Raw genomic sequence first — 16,603 nt, forward strand, 5'->3', positions numbered from 1 at the left:
GACTGAAAGCGAAAGGAAAGCCCGGAAAGGTCGCTCTCGTCGCGGTCATGCGAAGGATGATCATAATCCTCAATGCCAAAATGAGAGACTATCGAGCAACGGTGATTGACGCCTAACACCGTTGCTTATTTATTACTGTCACCGCATCAATACTGACCGCGGCGGCAATTTTGGAATCGACAAGGCCAATGGCGTGATGTACGAATGATTAAACGATTAATCTACAGAAAACCATGCCTCCCACGCGACCTGGACCGAATCTGAGCAGGATTGCAACGTCGCTTGGCGTCTCCGTCGCGACAGTCTCCAATGCGCTCTCGGGCAAGGGTCGTGTTTCCGAACAACTGGCTGAGAAAATCAAGGAACATGCGGCCGAACTCGGCTATGTCCCTAGCCAGGCAGGGCGTGCATTGCGTACCGGCCGCAGCGGCGTCCTTGGCCTGGTTCTACCTGATATCGCCAACCCGCTTTTCCCCAAGCTTGCGCAGGCCATCGAATTCGCGGCCAGCGCGGCGGGCTACGGCGTGCTGATCGCCGACTCCCGAGGCGACGTTGCAACGCAGACCGAGGCAATCAACCGACTGATCGAGCGTGGCGTCGAGGGCATGGTGATAATACCGCGCCGGGCCACTCGAATTTCCGCCGCGGCCTGTCCCGTCGCGGTCATTGATACAGCGTCCACGCCGGGCAACACCGTTGCCGCCGATCACATGCAAGGCGGCTGGGCGATCGCCAATCATCTAGCCGAGCTTGGGCATCGGCGTGTCCTTATCATCGGCAACAATCCCGTCTCAAACGTCCAGAACGATCGCGTGGGAGGAATCCGTTCAGGTCTCCGTCCCGGGATGAGTTCGGCAACCCTCTGGATCGAGACGCTGGAACGGCAAAACGGCGGCGGCTGCAGCCTCGGCCTCGCTGAGAAAGTGCGTGAGGGCTACACGGCATTCGCCGCACTGTCAGACCTGCAGGCGCTGCGAGCCCTCACAGAGTTGCAGCGTGACGGCATCGATGTGCCCAGCATGGCGAGCGTTACCGGTTTCGACGATCTCATCTGGTCGCCGGTCATCACGCCATCCCTGACGACGGTGGCGATGGACATGCACACGATCGCGGAGATCGCGATTTCATCGCTACTGCAGACCATACAGACGCGAGGCAGCCGCGAGGGCGTACTTGTCACGTCCGAGGCCGACCGAGTTCCAATGCAACTGATCGTTCGCCAGTCCTCCGGGCCGGCGGACCCAACACGAATATCCTGACAGACGGAGAACAGCTGACATGAAGAATGCCCTCATCGCTTCGGCCGCGCTATTGGCGCTGTCGCCCCTCGCCGCAAAGGCAGAGGAGAAGACGCTGACGATTTCCGTCTATGCCTTCGCTCAGGATGACTTCAAGACCATCGTCTACGACCCCTTCGAGGCGAAGTGCGGCTGCAAGCTCGTGGTCGAGACCGGCAACAGCGTCGAGCGACTTGCCAAGATGGAGGCCAACAAGGCGAGCCCCGTCATCGACATGGCTGTCGTCTCCATGGCCGATGCCCTTTCAGCCTCGCGCAAGGACCTGATCGACAAGATTGATACTTCGAAGCTCTCCAATTTCGGGAAGCTCTATGACCTCGCCAAGGATCCGAATGGCGACGGCATGAGCGTCGGCTATACCTTCTATGCCACGTCGATCGCCTACCGCTCCGACAAGATGAAGATCGAGTCCTGGGCAGACTTGCTGAAGCCTGAATATGTTGGCCATGTCGCCTTCCCGAACGTCACCACCAACCAGGGCCCTCCGGCGCTCTTCATGCTCGGCCAGGCGCTCGGCAGCGACCACCCGGACCTGAAGGCGCCGATCGAGGCGCTCGGCGAGAAGAAGGACGAGATCGTCACTTTCTATGAGAAGTCCTCGCAGCTCGTGCAGCTGATGCAGCAGGAGGAAATCTGGGCCGCCCCGATCGGCCGTTTTTCCTGGGCAGGCTTCACCAAGCTCGACGTTCCCGTCGCATGGGCAACGCCCAAGGAAGGCCAGACTGGCGGCATGAACGTGATGGTCGTCACCAAGGGCTCGCAGAACCGTGATCTCGCCCTGCAGTTCATGGACTTCTGGCTCTCCACCGAAATCCAGACGAAGCTTGCTGAAAAGCTCGTCGACAGCCCGGCGAACAAGGAGGTCAAGCTCTCCGAAGAAGCCGCCAACAACCTGACCTACGGCGAAGAAACCGCCAAGAGCCTGAAGCTCATCCCGTCAGCAGCCGCGCTCGACAACCGCGCCGCCTGGCTGAAGGAATGGAACGAGAAGGTCGGTCAGTAATTTCCAAGCTGGCTCCCAGGCTTGCGGGAGCCAGCCCTTCCATCCGTCGAAAGTCGCTTCATGTTTCAGAACCGCGCAGAAGCCCTGGCGCTTGCCCTGCCCGCAGCAGTCTTTGCCGCGCTGGTCTTCCTGCTGCCCGTTGTCGTCCTCCTCTCCGAAGGCTTCCGCATCGACGGCAGCTGGACGCTCAGCGCCTATACCGGCTTCTTTTCCGAGTCGCTGAACCGTACTGTCTTTTTGCGGACCTTCCGCTTAGGGCTTGAGGTGACAGCGGTTTCGGCTGTCATCGGCTATGCCGCCGCCTTCGCAATCGTCAACCTGCCGCCGAAGGGCAAGGGCCGGGTGATCGGCCTCGTCACCTTGCCGCTGATGATCTCGCCGGTTGCCCGCACCTATGCCTGGATCGTCATCCTCGGCCGCACCGGCATCGTCAATCAGGCCATCCAGGGCCTCGGCCTCAGCGACGGCCCGCTGCGCCTGCTCTTCACCGAAACCGCGGTCTTCATCGGTCTGCTGCAGCTCTTCCTGCCGCTGATGATTCTGTCGCTGATCAGCGCCCTCGAGAACATGCCGAAGGACGCCATTCCCGCCGCCCGCGTGCTCGGTGCCAACTGGTTCCAGGTGTTCTGGAAGGTGATCCTGCCGGTCACCCGCGAAGGCCTCGTCGTCGGCGGCACGCTCGTCTTCACTGGATCGCTTACCGCCTACATTACGCCTGCCGTGCTTGGCGGCTCGAAGGTGCTGATGCTGGAAACGCTGCTCTATCAGCAGGTGTCGGTGGCCAACAACTTCGTCTCGGCAAGCGTCATCGCCTTCATGCTGATCGTCATGAGCTTTGCCGCCAACATCCTGCTCAAGCGCCTTGCCACGGCGAGGAACAAGCGATGACCGCCCGTATTCTCTCTCCGCTGGTTCTCGGCCTTTTGCTGATCTTCCTGATCGGCCCGTTCCTGATCATCATCGCCGCATCGCTCTCGGCTGGCGACACACTCGCCTTCCCGCCGCAGGGTCTTTCCCTGAAATGGGTCGCCAAGGTCTTCACCATCGACAGCTTCCGCGAGAGCTTCGCCATGTCGATGTTCCTTGCCGTCTTCGGCACGCTGACAGCGCTCGTGCTCGGCATTCCCGCCGCCTACGCACTGTCGCGCTACGAGTTGCCCTTCGGCGAAACGGTGCGCACCATCGTCTCGCTGCCGATCATCGTACCCGGCATCATCGTCGGTCTGGCCCTGCTGCGCTATCTCGTCGTGCCCTTCGGCTTCAACATCACGCTGGCCCTGTTCATGGCGCACACGGCGCTCGTGCTGCCCTACGCCGTGCGCGTCGTGTCAGCCAGCCTCAACAACCTGCGCTCGGATATGGAAGAAGCTGCCGTCCTGCTCGGTTCCTCACGCGTTGGCGCCTTCTTCCGCGTCGTCATGCCAAATATCCGCGGCGGCATCCTGGCGGCCTTCATCCTTGGCTTCGTGACGAGCTTCAATCAGGTTCCGGTCTCGCTCTTCCTCTCCGGTCCGGGCGTCCGCACCCTGCCGATCGACATGCTGGGCTACATGGAGACCACGTACGATCCGTCGATCGCGGCTCTCTCCTCGCTGCTTGCCTTCCTTTCCATCGGCATCGTCTTCCTTGCCGAACGCTTCCTGGGATTCTCTCGTTATGTCTGACGCCTATCTCAAACTCGACAAGCTGACGCTTGCCTACGGCGATACGGTCGCGGTGAAGGATCTGGATCTTACGATCAGGAAAGGTGAACTCGTCGCCCTCCTCGGCCCCTCCGGCTGCGGCAAGACCACGACGATGCGCTCCATCGCCGGCCTGCTGAACCCGAGTTCCGGCCGCATCGCCCTCGACGGGTCGGACATCACCCGCGTTTCCGCCAACAAGCGCAATGTCGGGCTCGTCTTCCAGTCCTACGCCCTCTTCCCGCATCTGACGGTCTACGAGAACGTCGCCTTCGGCTTGCGCCTGAAGGGCATCGGCGGCAAGGATCTCGATGGCAAGGTCAGCGCCGGCATCAAATCAGTCGGCCTTGCCAAGTTTGCCGATCGCAAACCCGCCGAACTCTCCGGCGGCCAGCAGCAGCGTGTGGCCCTTGCCCGTTCCATGGTCATGGAGCCGAAAGTTCTCTTGCTCGATGAGCCCCTTTCCAATCTCGACGCCCGCCTGCGCCTCGAAATGCGCGCCGAGCTGCAGCGCGTCCAGAAGGAAACCGGCGTCACGATGATCTTCGTCACCCACGATCAGATCGAGGCGCTCGCTCTCGCCGACCGGATCGTGGTGATGCTGAACGGCGGCATCGAGCAGGTCGGTACACCGGAGGAAATCTACAATAAGCCCGTCTCGGCCTTCGTCGCCGATTTCGTGGGCTTCGAAAACGTCTTTGCGCTGGAAAACGGCAAGCTCGCGACATCCACCACATCGGTCGAGCTTTCCGGTCCAGCGCCACAGGCCGCAAAGGGCCTGGCCTGGCGTCCGCGCATGGTGAACCTTGGTTCAGGTCCTTACCAGGGCACCGTGCGCGGCACCTCGTTTGCCGGCAACACCCGCGAATATCTGCTCGACACGCCGCTTGGCCCCATCAAGGCCGAGGTCGATGCCGAACTGCCGACGCATGCGATCGGCTCGACACTTCCATTCGACCTGCCGCTTGCCGCAGCAGCGCCGCTCTCACGCTACAGGTAACATCATGGGCGTCTGGATCGACACCGACATGGGCTTTGACGATATCGCCGCGATCCTCGTGGTGACACACGCGAAGCTCGACATCGCAGGCGTCTCGCTTGTCTTCGGCAACACGCCGCTGGCGCAGGTGCGCGTCAACGCATCAGGTGCTGCCAAGGCCTTCGGCTGGACTTTCCCGATCCACACCGGCCGTGCCATGCCAGTTCTCGGCTCGCTCGAAACCGCCCAGGCGATCCTCGGCGAAACAGGTATTCCGACATCGGGCCAAGGTCTGCCCGCCGCGCCGGCCTTGCCGGAAGGCGATGCATTCGCTGCGCTCTGCCGCTGGCTAGAGACCAATGGCCCGCACCGGATCCTGGCTCTCGGCCCGTTGACCAATCTCGCCGCCCTCGCACTGGCATGCCCGGACCTCGCAGCCCGTATCACCGAACTCACCTGGATGGGTGGCGGCGTCACCGCAGGAAATCACACGGCATCGGCCGAGTTCAACGCGCTGGCCGACCCGGAAGCCCTCGCCATCGTTCTCGCCCATAATCTGCCGCTGCGCATGGTCGATCTCGATCTTTGCCGCAAGGTTATCGCGACTCCTGACGACGTCGGCCCGGTGCGAGACGCCGGTGGCGCCAACGCGCCCCTTATCGCCGATATGCTCGACGGCTACATCGGCATCGGAACCAGCCGCGGCAGACCGGGAATGGCGATCTACGACCCATCAGCCGCAGTCGCCTTCGTCGCACCCGACATCGTTACTTTCCGCCCGGCGCGCATCGACGCCGAATTGCAGGGTCAACATTCGCGTGGCCGCACCGTGGTGGAGACCCGGGCGACGCATGCAACTTTCAACGCCAAATACGCCGTCGATATCGACACTGAAAAGGCCCGCGCCCTGATCCTCGGCGCACTGATCGATGAGGCCGGCCGATGAGCGCCGCCGAAACGAAGGATCTCAACGATCCCGCACTTCGCGCCCGTGCCGTCGCCGCCGCGCGCGGTGGTGCGCCTTTCGACCTGCTGATCTCGGGCGGACGCCTGCTCGATGTCGTCACCGGCCTGACCCGCGACGCCGACATCGGCGTCGTTGGACCGCTCATCGCAAGCGTCCACGCACCGGGCAGCCGCACCGACGCTGCCAAGACCGTCGACGCAACAGGCAGCATCGTTTCGCCAGGCCTCATCGATACGCACATGCATATCGAAAGCTCGATGGTGACGCCCGCCGCCTATGCGGCAGCCGTCGTTCCGCGCGGCGTGACGACTGTCGTCTGGGATCCGCACGAATTTGGCAACGTGCATGGCCTGGACGGCGTGCGCTGGGCAATCGAAGCGTCCCGGTGCCTGCCCCTCCGTACCATTGTTCTCGCGCCTTCCTGCGTTCCTTCCGCTCCGGGGCTTGAAGTCGCCGGCGCCGATTTCGACGCATCGGTCATCGCCGAAATGCTGCGGTGGCCTGGCATCGGCGGTGTAGCCGAGGTCATGAATATGCGCGGCGTGATCGACGGCGATCCCCGCATGACTGATATTGTGAATGCCGGCCTCGCTTCGGAAAAACTCATTTGCGGCCATGCGCGCGGACTTGAATGCGCTGACCTGAACGCCTTCATGGCTGCCGGTGTCAGCTCCGATCACGAATTGACCTCGAGCGCGGACCTGCTGCAGAAGCTGGCCGCCGGACTGACCATCGAGCTTCGCGGCTCGCATGACTATCTGCTGCAGGAGTTCGTAACCGCGCTCAACGGAATCGGCCATCTGCCATCGACGGTCACGCTCTGCACGGACGACGTCTTCCCCGACGAACTGAAGGACGGCGGAGGTCTTGACGATGTCATCCGACGGCTCGTCCGCTATGGCATGAAACCGGAATGGGCGCTGCGGGCCGCCACCTTCAATGCAGCGCAGCGATTGAAGCGTTCGGATCTTGGCTTGATTGCCGCCGGCAGACGCGCCGATATCGTGCTCTTCGAAGACCTCGTTGGTTTCGCCACGAAAGCCGTCATCGCCAATGGCGCAATCGTCTCGACATCGGGCGAAATGAACGCCCAGTTGCGCTCGTTCGATACCGTCGCGCTACAAAATTCGATCAAGCTGACCGCCCTGGCGGAAGATGACTTCAGGGTTCCCGCCACCGGCAAGCGCGTTCGTGTCGCCACGATTGACCGCCCCCGTTTCACACAGTGGGGCGAGGCGGAAACCGGCGTCGACGGCGGCTTCATCGTGCCGCCGGTCGGGAGCACCATGATCGCGGTCGCGCATCGGCACGGCAAGGTCGACGGTCGGCCGCGCGTCGGCTTCCTGACAGGTTGGGGAGAATGGCGCGGAGCCTTCTGCACGACGGTGTCCCACGACAGCCACAACCTCACGGTCTTCGGCGGCAATGCACGCGACATGGCGGTCGCCGCCAACGCGGTGATATCAGCGGGCGGCGGCATGGCTGTCGCCAGAGATGGCCAGATTGAAGCGCTTCTACCCTTGCCGGTGTCCGGCTTGGTCACCAACGCGCCATTGGAAGAAACGGCCGCGTCCTTCCGGGCGATCCGAAAGGCGATGGAAAAGATCGTCGACTGGAAGCCGCCCTATCTCGTCTTCAAGGCCTGCTTCGGCGCAACGCTTGCCTGCAACGTCGGCCCGCATCAGACCGATCGGGGGATCGCCGACGTCCTTACAGGCCAAGTGCTCGAAAGCCCAGTGATCGAGACCCCCGAGCACGAGGAGTAGCAGCAGCTGGGCTTGTGCCCCAGCTGCGGTCGGCTAAGTCATCGAGGTCCGCGAACCACCGATTAAAGTGCGGCCTTCAGCTCGCGCTCGACCAGCGTTGTCCAAAAGGCCGCGCCGTAGCCAATCGCATGATCATTGAAGTCATAAGCGGTGTTGTGATGCAGGGCGCCATCGACGGCAGGACCGTTCCCGAGCCAGACGTAACATCCCGGCGCATTCTGGCCGAAGAACGCGAAATCATCGCCTGCCGTCGAGGGCGGGAAACTCGTGCGCACCTTCCCCTCGAAGACCGCCTTAGCGGCGCCGAGCGCACGCGCGGTCGCGTCGCTGTCGTTGACCACGGGCGGAATACGTCGTTCGAACTGGTAGTCGACCGCAATGCCGAACATCGCCGCCGTGCCATTCGCAAGCCGGCCGATCTCTTCCTCGAGTTGATCGCGAACTTCAGGCGAATAGGCCCGGGCGGTGCCGCCGATCTCGACGATATCGGGTATGACGTTCAACGCCTTGGGGTCGCCGGCCTGCAGCGAGCAGGCGCTAATGACGGCCGGCTGCAGCGGATCGACGACGCGCCCGACAATCGTCTGCAATGAGGTCAGGAAGGTGCCGGCAGCGGTGATCGGATCCTTGCCGAGATGCGGCTTGGCGCCGTGCGTCCCGGTGCCCCGTAAGGTCACGCGCCAACTGTCTGACGATGCCAATTGAGGGCCTTCGACTACAGCGATCTCATCGACGGCAAGGCCCGGCATATTGTGAAGCCCGTAGACGGCATCGCAGGGGAACAGTTCGAACAGACCCTCCTCGACCATCCTGCGCGCGCCGCCCCTCCCCTCCTCGGCCGGCTGGAAGATGAAATGCACGGTTCCGGAGAAGTCACGCGTTGCCGCCAGATATCGTGCCGCGCCGAGCAGCATTGTTGTGTGCCCGTCATGTCCGCAGGCATGCATCTTGCCACTAAATTTTGACTTATACGGACGATCCGCCATCTCCGGCATCGCAAGCGCATCCATATCCGCCCGCAACCCGATTGTCCGCGTGCCATTGCCGACCGGCAGTGTACCGACAACGCCGGTGCCGCCGAGGCCGCGATGCACCTTGATGCCTGCGTCTTCGAGCAACTGCGCGACGATGTCGCTCGTGCGCTCCTCCTCGAAGCCAAGCTCTGGATGGGCATGCAGGTCGCGACGCAGTCCAGTCAGGAAGGGCAGATCGGTCTCGATCCGGGCGGGAATGGGCATGGGCCTTGGATGTCCTGTAAATACAAGCGGGCGCCAGAACAGCGCCCGTCACAGTCCATCCGTTATTTAACAATTGCCCTAGGAATTCAACCTTCTCAACCGGCTCAAACGACGGTCTCCCCGCCGTCGACCACGAGGATCTGCCCAGTCATGTAAGAGGAGCGGTCCGACACGAGGAAGAGGATCGGCTCGGCGATCTCCGACACGTCGGCCCAGCGTCCAAGTGGCACCTTCTCAGCGATATAGGCTTCGATCGCCTCACGCCCGCCCATCTGGGCAATGAAGGGTTCGTTGAAGGGCGTATCCACCCAGCCGGGGCAAAGCGCATTCACGCGGATGCCGAACCTGGCATAGTCGCCCGCCATCTGCCGCGTCATGGCGATGACGGCGTGCTTTGTCGTCGTATAGGCGATCATCTCGCGATCGTAGAGCACGCCCGATGAGGATGAGGTGTTGAGAATGACGCCTTTGCCCGTCTTCTTCATGACAGGCATGACGAAGCGCGCGGCCATGAAATGTGCGCGGACATTCAAGCTCCAGGACTTGTCAAAACCGTCGATCGCGACCTGCTCCAGATCGCCGGCGACCTGCGCACCGGCATGGTTGTGAAGGATGTCGATGCGGCCATGATGTTCGGCAATCGCGGCAATGCCTGCTTCCAGCGCCTTGTCGTCGGTGACATCAAGCACCATGCTTTCGGCGCTGCCGCCACACCTACGGATCCGGCTGACGGTCTCCTCGGCATTCATGAAGTCGATGTCGGCGACGACGACATGGGCGCCCTGTTTCGCCATGACGAGCGCGCCGGCCTGACCGATGCCGGACCCGGCACCGGTGACGATTGCAACACGGTTCTTGAGGATCATGGTGTTTCCCAATTAGGTTGTTGTCCTTTCGCGCATAAGGAAACGCGCGATGAGAATGAGGGCAAGCGATGCGATGAGCACCATCGTGGCGATTGCGTTGATCTCGGGCGTCACGCCGCGACGGATCGAGGCAAAGACGTAGATCGGCAGCGTCGTGTTCGACCCGGCGACGAAGAACGCGATGATGAAGTCATCGAAGGAGAAGGTGAAAGCGAGCAGGAAACCGGCCAGGATCGACGGCAGGATCTGCGGCAGCACGATCTGGCGAAAGGTCGTCAGCGGCGTCGCGTAGAGATCACTCGACGCTTCGACGATATCGCGCCCGAGGCTGGCGATGCGCGCCTTCACGATCATCGTCACCAGGGCCATGGTAAAAAGCCCGTGTGCGGCGATGATCGAACCGTAGCCGAGCGTCAGCTTTGGCGGTTGATTGCCGGGCCAAATCGCTGCCAATGCCGGATTGATGAAACCGAAGACTTCAACCAGGGCAACCAGCGTCGCGATGCCGATCACAACCCCCGGAACGACGATAGCTGCGGCAAACAGGCCATCGAACACGGCCCGTGTCTTGGCGCCAAGCCGCTCCATGCCGAGCGCGGCCATGGTGCCGAAGATCGCCGCTAGTGCAGCGCTGGTCAGGGCTATGATGAGGCTGTTTTGCAGAGCCTCCATGAGGAAGGTGTTCGAGAGCGCCTTACCGTACCATTGCGTGGAAAAGCCCGTGAAATCGGAAGCGTTGCGGCCCGCATTGAACGAGAACAACACCACCAGCGCGATCGGTGTGTAGAGAAACAGATAGACTGCCGTAACAAGCCCACGCATCAGACAAGATCCACCTGGCGGGTACCCGCAACGCGCCAGGCGATGCGCATGGCGACGAGAAGCACGATGACGACGACGACAACGAGGGTGACGGCGATCGCGGAGCCGAACGGCCAGTTGCGCGACTGCAGGAAGAGGTCGACCAGCGCGTTCCCGATAAAGAACACCTTGCCGCCGCCCAGCAGCTGCGGGATCAGGTACTCACCGAGCAACAGGATGGTGACCAGCGCCACGCCGGTCATCACGCCCGGCAACGACAGCGGCAGCGTTATGCCGAAGAAAGTCGACAGCGGTCTTGCTCCGAGGTCCGCTGAAGCTTCCAGCAACCGGCGGTCCAGCTTTTCCAGGCTGACGTAGATCGGCATGATCATCAGCGGCAGGTAGCCATAGACGATGCCGAGAAGGACAGCCCCCGGCGTGTTCAGAAGCCGTACATTCTCGATGCCGACAAATTCCAGGAGATGCGGGATGCCCCGCGCGCCGAGGATATACATCCACGCATAGGTGCGAACGAGAAGACTGGTCCAGAAAGGCACTACGACGAGTGACACCAGCAACAACCGATACTGCGGGCTTACCTTCACCGCCAGGTAGTAGGCGACCGGATAGGCCACCAACAGGCAGACGAAGGACCCAATCGGCGCAAGCACCAGCGTGTTCTTGAAGGCGGCCGCACGGGATCCGAGATTGGCAAATTGGGCAAACGTAAATGCCGCTTGGTAACCGCCTTCCGGCGCCCGCTCGCCGAAGGAGAACACAACGATGGCAATGAACGGCAGGACCAAAAAGACGAACAGCCACGCGCTCGCCGGCGCAACGAGGGCCGCGGTGATCAGGCGTTTTCTGGTGTCCGGTGACAGAGCCATTCTGGAGGTTCGCTGGTTGGTGACCACGAGGAGGCTTGCCTCCTCCCGAAACCGGGAAGAGGCATTGCATGACGGCAGGCTGGTCACGCCGACTTGAACCGCGCCATCAACTCGGCGCGACCCGGATCCGTCAGGGTTATAGCGGCGCCGAACTCCAGAGGCGTCAGCGATGCTTCATCCGGATAGACGATCTTGTTTGAGGTGATCTCCTTCGGCAGCAACGAAATGACGCGGCTATCGGTGGTCGGCGCGCCGTTGGCGATATGCTCCTTCACCGCGTTCGCGGGATCCATCAGGTAGTTGAGAAGAGCATAGCCTGCCGCCTTGTTCGGAGCGTCCTTCGGGATCGCATAGTAGTCGGTCCAGATTTCACCACCGTCCGTTCCGAGGATGTAGGCAAGCTCAGGCATGTCGCGATTAAGCTGCGCACCGTCGTTCGTCCAGCACATCGTCATCCAGGCGTCCGTGGCGCGCATGGCCGGCTGATAGTCGGAGTTGATGGCGAAGAGATGCGGTTTCACCTTGATCAGCAGCTCCTCGGCCTTCGCAAGCTCCTCCGGCTTGATCGAGTTGAAACCATAGCCCAGCGACACCAGCGCGCTGCCGATCGTCGTCAGCTGGTAGTCATGCACCATGGCGCGGCCATCAGCTTCTGTCTGCGCGACCTCGAAGAAATCCTTCCAGCTCGTGGGCTTCGCCTTGATCTTGGAGGTGTTGACCGAGAATCCGGTCGTGCCCCAGTTCTTCGGTAGAGCGTAGGTCTTGCCGTCGATCTGGCCTTCCTTGGTAAAACGCGGGCTCTCCGTCGACTGGCTGAAATTGACAATCTTCGAGAGGTCGAGTTCGTCAATCAGGCCGAGCTTGTGGTAGGTGGAAATCGTGTAGTTGGTCGGCACGAAAAGCGACCAGCCGGAAGCGCCCGCCTGCAGCTTCGCCAGCATTTCCTCGTTCGAACCGAACACGTTGACTTCGACGGCCACGCCGGTTGCCGCCTTGAAGTTCTCGAATGTCGCCGGATCATGGTAGTTCGGCCAGGTCGCGATCGACATCTGCGTGCCGAGGTCTTCGCCGGCATAGGCTGGCGTCGACAAGGCACCTGGGAAGCGCGACATCACGGCGGTCGCAAGACCGAGGCCGGTGATGCCGAGGAAGTGGCGGCGGCTGACAGAGCCACGCTTGAGCCGCATGAACTCGTCCATGAAGCCGTTGGCTGAAATGGGAAGGTTATCCTTATAGTCTTTGCTCATGATGCTGTTCCCTTGTTTTGATTTTAGGCTGCACTTGATGCTGAGAAGACATGGGCCGCGCCGGGATCAAAGCCGAGGTAGACGGCCTCGCCGGGCTCGACCAGATCGCTTTCGTTCATGCTGCGGCGGTCGGCGGTCACCAGAAAGTCACCGAGCCACGGCACCGTGACGGCATATTCCGCCGACGACCCCAGGAAGATGCGGTGGGTCACCGTGCCTTTGAAGCTTGCGATATCGGGCGCCTGCATGCGTGTCAGGCGGATCGATTCCGGCCGGATCGCGACGATTGCCTCGCCCGTTGAAACACCCGCCCGGATCCCCGCGGCGATTGCGGAACCGTCCGCAAGACGCAGCGTCGCGCCATCCGCCTCCATCGTCGCCTTCACCCGGTTGGTCTTGCCAACGAAATCGGCTACGAACAAATCGGCCGGGCGGTCATAGACCTCCTGCGGCGAGCCCAGCTGGCGAATCCGCCCCGCGCTCATCACGCAGACGATATCCGCCATAGAGAGCGCTTCTTCCTGATCATGGGTGACCAGAACAAAGGTGATGCCAAGTTCGCGTTGCAATGTCTGCAATTCGATCTGCATGGCGGAGCGTAGCTTCTTGTCGAGCGCAGCCAGCGGTTCGTCCAGGAGCAGCACCGACGGACGGTTGACGATCGCGCGAGCGAGCGCCACGCGCTGCTGCTGTCCACCAGACATTTCGTGGATGCGGCGCTTGGCGAAGCCGCCGAGCCGAACCATTTCAAGCGCCTCAGTGACACGCCGGTCGATTTCGGCCGCCGCAAACTTGGGCCGCACCTGCTTCAGACCATAAGCAACGTTCTGCCGGACGTCGAAATGCGGAAACAACGCATAATGCTGAAAGACCATGTTCACCGGGCGCCGATAGGCCGGCACACCGTTCATCTCGCGCCCGTCGATCAGCACAGTACCTTGGCTTGGCTGCTCGAAACCGCCGATCATGCGCAGGCAAGTGGTCTTGCCGCAGCCCGACGGGCCGAGCAACGCGAGGAATGCACCCTTCGGCACATTGAGGTTGATGTCCGTTACGGCGATCACCGGGCCATAATTCTTGGTGACCGAACGGAATTCGATATCGTTCGTCGAAGCAGATGCCACGTCTGTTCCCTGCGGTTGGTCTGGATTGGGCAGTCTAGCGCTGCCTTTTGCCACCGTCGTTGTGGAAAGACTAAGCGCGCCCTTCCCTCACGGTATATACCCCGAGAGGGGTATTCTAGCCGCAAAGCCTTCATGGAAGGTATATACACGGGGAGCGGATTTCCGCGCGGGGCGATCAGGAGGTTCCGGGAAATGAGCACTGACCTGGAGGCGCTATTTCGGGCCTTCAATGCCACCATTGGCCGGCAGGCGATGGGCGATGCAGAATTCGGCGAGACCTTCCGGGAGATGATGGCGGCGCTCGTAAGCTTCGACTACGTCGTTGTCTTCGCCTATCGCGGCAAGGAGCGGCCGATCGATCTCTACAGCACCTTCGACCCGAAGGAGCACATCATTTTCGTGACCCTCTACCAGGCTGGCCCCTACCTCCTCGACCCGTTCTACCACACGGCCCATGAACGTCGCGCCGGCGTGTTTCGCATGCGGGAACTGGCGCCAGACCGGTTCTTCTCCAGCGAGTACTACCGGACTTATTACGTCCAGACAGGCCTTGCAGAGGAGATCGGTTTCTTCGTCACGGCCGATGACGATATCACGATCGTTCTTTCGCTTATGCGCAAGGAAAAGACCGGGCCCTTCCCGCCTGCGGAATTTGCCTTGCTGAAGAAAGCCGAACCATTGATCGCAAACATGGTTCGGCACTACTGGGCCGGGCTCGGAACTCGCTTTGATGCGCAACAGCATTCGAGACCCCGCGGCAACCGCAAACGCAACGCCAGTGAAAGCGCCCTGCAGCCCGCCGAAGCGGTGTGGCGTGATCTCAATCTCACCAGCCGCGAGACCGCGATCGTCGATCTTGTCCTTCAGGGGCACTCCTCCGAGTCGATCGGCCTGAAGCTCAACATCTCGACAGGGACCGTGAAGGTTCATCGGCGCAACGTCTACCGCAAGCTCGGCATATCGTCGCAAACACAGCTCCTCTCGCTGTACCTCAAGAATCTGTCGTGACGCACGCTTGACAGTCTCGAAGCCTGGATGCCCTATTGCGGCAACGCGAAAGGGCCAGCGATGAGCGACGATCAAACCCCGACCGACAGCAAGCTCACCAGATCGAAGCGCCGCTGGGCCGAGGAAGGAAAATTCCTCACCGGCCGCATCAGTCGCCCGGAAACCGAGCGCCTGCCGCCGGGTCAGCACCTCGTCAAGGATTGGCCGATCCTTGATCTCGGCCAGCACCCGATCATCGCGCCCGACACATGGAGCCTGGAAGTCCGTGGACTGGTCGAAACCCCGCTTGATCTTACCTGGACCGCCTTCCAGGCGCTCGAGCAGAGCACTAAGGTCACCGACATTCATTGCGTGACGACGTGGTCACGCTACGACAACAAGTGGAAGGGTGTTTCGACGCGCGACCTGCTCGATCAGGCAATGCCGAATCCGGAAGCTCACTACGTCATGCTGACAAGCTATGATGGCTATACGACAAACTTGCCGCTCTCCGACTTCGCCGCAGAAGATGCCATCCTCGCAACCTCCTGGGAAGGTGTGCCGCTGACGCGCGATCACGGCGGCCCCATGCGGCTCGTCGTTCCGCATCTCTATTTCTGGAAGAGCGCCAAGTGGCTGCGCCGTATCGAGCTGCTGCCGGCCGATGCATCAGGCTTCTGGGAAAAAAACGGCTATCACATGTACGGCGACCCCTGGCGCGAACAACGCTACTCGGATGATTGAAACCGGACGCCGCGGGCGCCTCCAGCCTGAACCCGCTTAACGTGCAGAACGCACACCGAGAAATTCGCTTCAAAATAGATGCAGCGAGCGATATATTTTTCATATTAATGCCTTACGACGATTCAGCCGTGGTCGGCTGTTGAAAGCTGTACCCATTTTGGGTTGTCGTAGTGCAACGATTCCAGATATCGCGCATGGATTGATGAACAAGGACACTTCATTTCATACTGTCACGCAGAAACTGCTGGACGCATGGTTGCATACCACGCCGCAACTGCCGGCCGCTCCAGAGGACATCTATCGCGACGTCCTCGAGCTCCTGACGATCCGGATGAGGATGACGCTCGTCGTTCTCAACGGCGACGATCCGTTGCAATGGCATCTGAAGGTCGTGCGCTCTTCTACCGTCAGTTCGCGTATCCTGAACATCAACAAGCTCTTTGCCGATCAGCGCATCGGCGAATTCAAGGATCGGGGCTACATGGAGACGGCCGTCATCCCGCGTTATCGCGAGGTGATTGCCACGCAGAAGCCGTCGATGGAACTGGTCAAGACACGGGTGCTTGGCGTCAACATCGGATACGAACGGCTGATCCTTCCGCAAAAGACAACGGCGCAACATCCAGCCTGGCTTCTGGCGGTCTCGAACGGCCGCTTCATGTTCAACCCGCCGCAGCAGCGAGCACGCATGGATGCGACCGATGAAGCCGTGATGCAGCTCCTGACGGAAGGCGCGACGGCCAAGGAGATCGCCGCTGACCTCGGCATTTCACACCGCACGGTCGAGCACCGCCTGGAGCGCATGAAGGAGCGCTACGGAGCGAAGAACACTGTCCATCTCGCGGCCATGCTGATTGCGACGCACCTCGACCGCGATATCGAGAAGAGCTAGGTGTGTAGTCCCTGAGTGTGATGGTGCATCATTGAACCTGAGTCGTCAGGAAGAGGATGCATTATGGGAAGTATTCTTCACGGCAGCGCCCGCACGACGCCGCGTCTTCGAGCCGAACTCCA

General features: G+C 61.3%; 16 protein-coding genes and 1 pseudogene. 11 read left to right on the forward strand and 6 right to left on the reverse strand.

Annotation, left to right across the window (positions count from 1 at the left end):
* The 8 genes and pseudogenes from IB248_RS30090 to IB248_RS30125 form a co-directional block, all read left to right on the forward strand.
* Window positions 1-116 (forward strand): annotated as a pseudogene (locus IB248_RS30090) (IS110 family transposase); the annotation flags it as partial.
* 117 nt (window positions 117-233) lie between these two features.
* On the forward strand, window positions 234-1,259 hold the full coding sequence (locus tag IB248_RS30095) for a LacI family DNA-binding transcriptional regulator (protein ID WP_018859252.1): 1,026 nt from the start codon (window positions 234-236) through the stop codon (window positions 1,257-1,259).
* 19 nt (window positions 1,260-1,278) lie between these two features.
* Complete coding sequence (locus tag IB248_RS30100) at window positions 1,279-2,301, forward strand: ABC transporter substrate-binding protein (RefSeq protein ID WP_018859251.1); 1,023 nt, start codon at window positions 1,279-1,281, stop codon at window positions 2,299-2,301.
* A 60-nt stretch (window positions 2,302-2,361) separates the two neighbouring features.
* Window positions 2,362-3,189, forward strand: coding sequence for an ABC transporter permease (locus tag IB248_RS30105; protein ID WP_018859250.1), 828 nt, complete (start codon window positions 2,362-2,364; stop codon window positions 3,187-3,189).
* Entirely contained in the window at window positions 3,186-3,965 is a 780-nt protein-coding gene (locus tag IB248_RS30110) for an ABC transporter permease (protein WP_192242176.1), read from the forward strand. Before IB248_RS30105 ends, IB248_RS30110 begins: the two co-directional genes overlap by 4 nt.
* Window positions 3,958-4,983 (forward strand): ABC transporter ATP-binding protein, encoded by a 1,026-nt coding sequence (locus IB248_RS30115; protein WP_192242177.1) that lies wholly within the window; start codon window positions 3,958-3,960, stop codon window positions 4,981-4,983. The genes IB248_RS30110 and IB248_RS30115 overlap by 8 nt, the downstream gene beginning before the upstream one ends.
* A gap of 4 nt (window positions 4,984-4,987) precedes the next feature.
* Window positions 4,988-5,908: a nucleoside hydrolase gene (locus IB248_RS30120; protein ID WP_018859247.1), complete on the forward strand. Its 921-nt coding sequence runs from the start codon at window positions 4,988-4,990 to the stop codon at window positions 5,906-5,908.
* The gene (locus IB248_RS30125; protein WP_192242178.1) at window positions 5,905-7,695 is read left to right on the forward strand and encodes an adenine deaminase C-terminal domain-containing protein; all 1,791 of its coding nucleotides are present in this window, start codon (window positions 5,905-5,907) and stop codon (window positions 7,693-7,695) included. Before IB248_RS30120 ends, IB248_RS30125 begins: the two co-directional genes overlap by 4 nt.
* A 62-nt stretch (window positions 7,696-7,757) precedes the next feature.
* On the opposite strand, the gene IB248_RS30130 is transcribed toward IB248_RS30125, so the two are convergent.
* The 6 genes from IB248_RS30130 to IB248_RS30155 form a co-directional block, all read right to left on the reverse strand.
* The gene (locus IB248_RS30130; RefSeq protein WP_113471972.1) at window positions 7,758-8,933 is read right to left on the reverse strand and encodes a M20 aminoacylase family protein; all 1,176 of its coding nucleotides are present in this window, start codon (window positions 8,931-8,933) and stop codon (window positions 7,758-7,760) included.
* 104 nt (window positions 8,934-9,037) lie between these two features.
* On the reverse strand, window positions 9,038-9,799 hold the full coding sequence (locus IB248_RS30135; protein ID WP_018117122.1) for an SDR family oxidoreductase: 762 nt from the start codon (window positions 9,797-9,799) through the stop codon (window positions 9,038-9,040).
* Window positions 9,800-9,811: 12 nt separating this feature from the next.
* Window positions 9,812-10,621, reverse strand: a complete 810-nt coding sequence (locus tag IB248_RS30140; RefSeq protein WP_192242179.1) for an ABC transporter permease — start codon at window positions 10,619-10,621, stop codon at window positions 9,812-9,814.
* Entirely contained in the window at window positions 10,621-11,487 is an 867-nt protein-coding gene (locus IB248_RS30145; RefSeq protein ID WP_018859243.1) for an ABC transporter permease, read from the reverse strand. Before IB248_RS30145 ends, IB248_RS30140 begins: the two co-directional genes overlap by 1 nt.
* 83 nt (window positions 11,488-11,570) lie before the next feature.
* A complete protein-coding gene (locus IB248_RS30150; RefSeq protein WP_018859242.1) occupies window positions 11,571-12,734 on the reverse strand; it encodes a spermidine/putrescine ABC transporter substrate-binding protein in 1,164 nt (387 codons plus the stop codon).
* A 23-nt stretch (window positions 12,735-12,757) separates the two neighbouring features.
* Window positions 12,758-13,858, reverse strand: a complete 1,101-nt coding sequence (locus IB248_RS30155; protein WP_192242180.1) for an ABC transporter ATP-binding protein — start codon at window positions 13,856-13,858, stop codon at window positions 12,758-12,760.
* A gap of 192 nt (window positions 13,859-14,050) precedes the next feature.
* Between IB248_RS30155 and IB248_RS30160 the strand changes: the two genes are divergently transcribed.
* From IB248_RS30160 to IB248_RS30170, 3 genes are all read left to right on the forward strand, one after another.
* Complete coding sequence (locus tag IB248_RS30160; RefSeq protein WP_018859240.1) at window positions 14,051-14,866, forward strand: LuxR C-terminal-related transcriptional regulator; 816 nt, start codon at window positions 14,051-14,053, stop codon at window positions 14,864-14,866.
* 60 nt (window positions 14,867-14,926) lie between these two features.
* Window positions 14,927-15,589: a sulfite oxidase-like oxidoreductase gene (locus IB248_RS30165; RefSeq protein ID WP_026372056.1), complete on the forward strand. Its 663-nt coding sequence runs from the start codon at window positions 14,927-14,929 to the stop codon at window positions 15,587-15,589.
* 202 nt (window positions 15,590-15,791) lie between these two features.
* On the forward strand, window positions 15,792-16,481 hold the full coding sequence (locus IB248_RS30170; RefSeq protein ID WP_018859239.1) for a helix-turn-helix transcriptional regulator: 690 nt from the start codon (window positions 15,792-15,794) through the stop codon (window positions 16,479-16,481).
* The last annotated feature ends 122 nt before the right edge of the window (window positions 16,482-16,603 follow it).

It is taken from the genome of Rhizobium sp. RHZ01 (assembly GCF_014851595.1).
Classification (GTDB): Bacteria; Pseudomonadota; Alphaproteobacteria; order Rhizobiales; family Rhizobiaceae; genus Rhizobium; species Rhizobium altiplani.

What these genes read in the sequence shown, in the direction of transcription:
- IB248_RS30160 (WP_018859240.1), top strand. Translation starts at nt 14,051, where the DNA reads ATGAGCACTGACCTGGAGGCGCTATTTCGGGCCTTCAATGCCACCATT.
- IB248_RS30115 (WP_192242177.1), top strand. Translation starts at nt 3,958, where the DNA reads ATGTCTGACGCCTATCTCAAACTCGACAAGCTGACGCTTGCCTACGGC.
- IB248_RS30130 (WP_113471972.1), bottom strand. Translation starts at nt 8,933, where the DNA reads ATGCCCATTCCCGCCCGGATCGAGACCGATCTGCCCTTCCTGACTGGA.
- IB248_RS30105 (WP_018859250.1), top strand. Translation starts at nt 2,362, where the DNA reads ATGTTTCAGAACCGCGCAGAAGCCCTGGCGCTTGCCCTGCCCGCAGCA.
- IB248_RS30165 (WP_026372056.1), top strand. Translation starts at nt 14,927, where the DNA reads ATGAGCGACGATCAAACCCCGACCGACAGCAAGCTCACCAGATCGAAG.
- IB248_RS30140 (WP_192242179.1), bottom strand. Translation starts at nt 10,621, where the DNA reads ATGCGTGGGCTTGTTACGGCAGTCTATCTGTTTCTCTACACACCGATC.
- IB248_RS30125 (WP_192242178.1), top strand. Translation starts at nt 5,905, where the DNA reads ATGAGCGCCGCCGAAACGAAGGATCTCAACGATCCCGCACTTCGCGCC.
- IB248_RS30145 (WP_018859243.1), bottom strand. Translation starts at nt 11,487, where the DNA reads ATGGCTCTGTCACCGGACACCAGAAAACGCCTGATCACCGCGGCCCTC.
- IB248_RS30135 (WP_018117122.1), bottom strand. Translation starts at nt 9,799, where the DNA reads ATGATCCTCAAGAACCGTGTTGCAATCGTCACCGGTGCCGGGTCCGGC.
- IB248_RS30110 (WP_192242176.1), top strand. Translation starts at nt 3,186, where the DNA reads ATGACCGCCCGTATTCTCTCTCCGCTGGTTCTCGGCCTTTTGCTGATC.
- IB248_RS30120 (WP_018859247.1), top strand. Translation starts at nt 4,988, where the DNA reads ATGGGCGTCTGGATCGACACCGACATGGGCTTTGACGATATCGCCGCG.
- IB248_RS30150 (WP_018859242.1), bottom strand. Translation starts at nt 12,734, where the DNA reads ATGAGCAAAGACTATAAGGATAACCTTCCCATTTCAGCCAACGGCTTC.
- IB248_RS30170 (WP_018859239.1), top strand. Translation starts at nt 15,792, where the DNA reads ATGAACAAGGACACTTCATTTCATACTGTCACGCAGAAACTGCTGGAC.
- IB248_RS30095 (WP_018859252.1), top strand. Translation starts at nt 234, where the DNA reads ATGCCTCCCACGCGACCTGGACCGAATCTGAGCAGGATTGCAACGTCG.
- IB248_RS30100 (WP_018859251.1), top strand. Translation starts at nt 1,279, where the DNA reads ATGAAGAATGCCCTCATCGCTTCGGCCGCGCTATTGGCGCTGTCGCCC.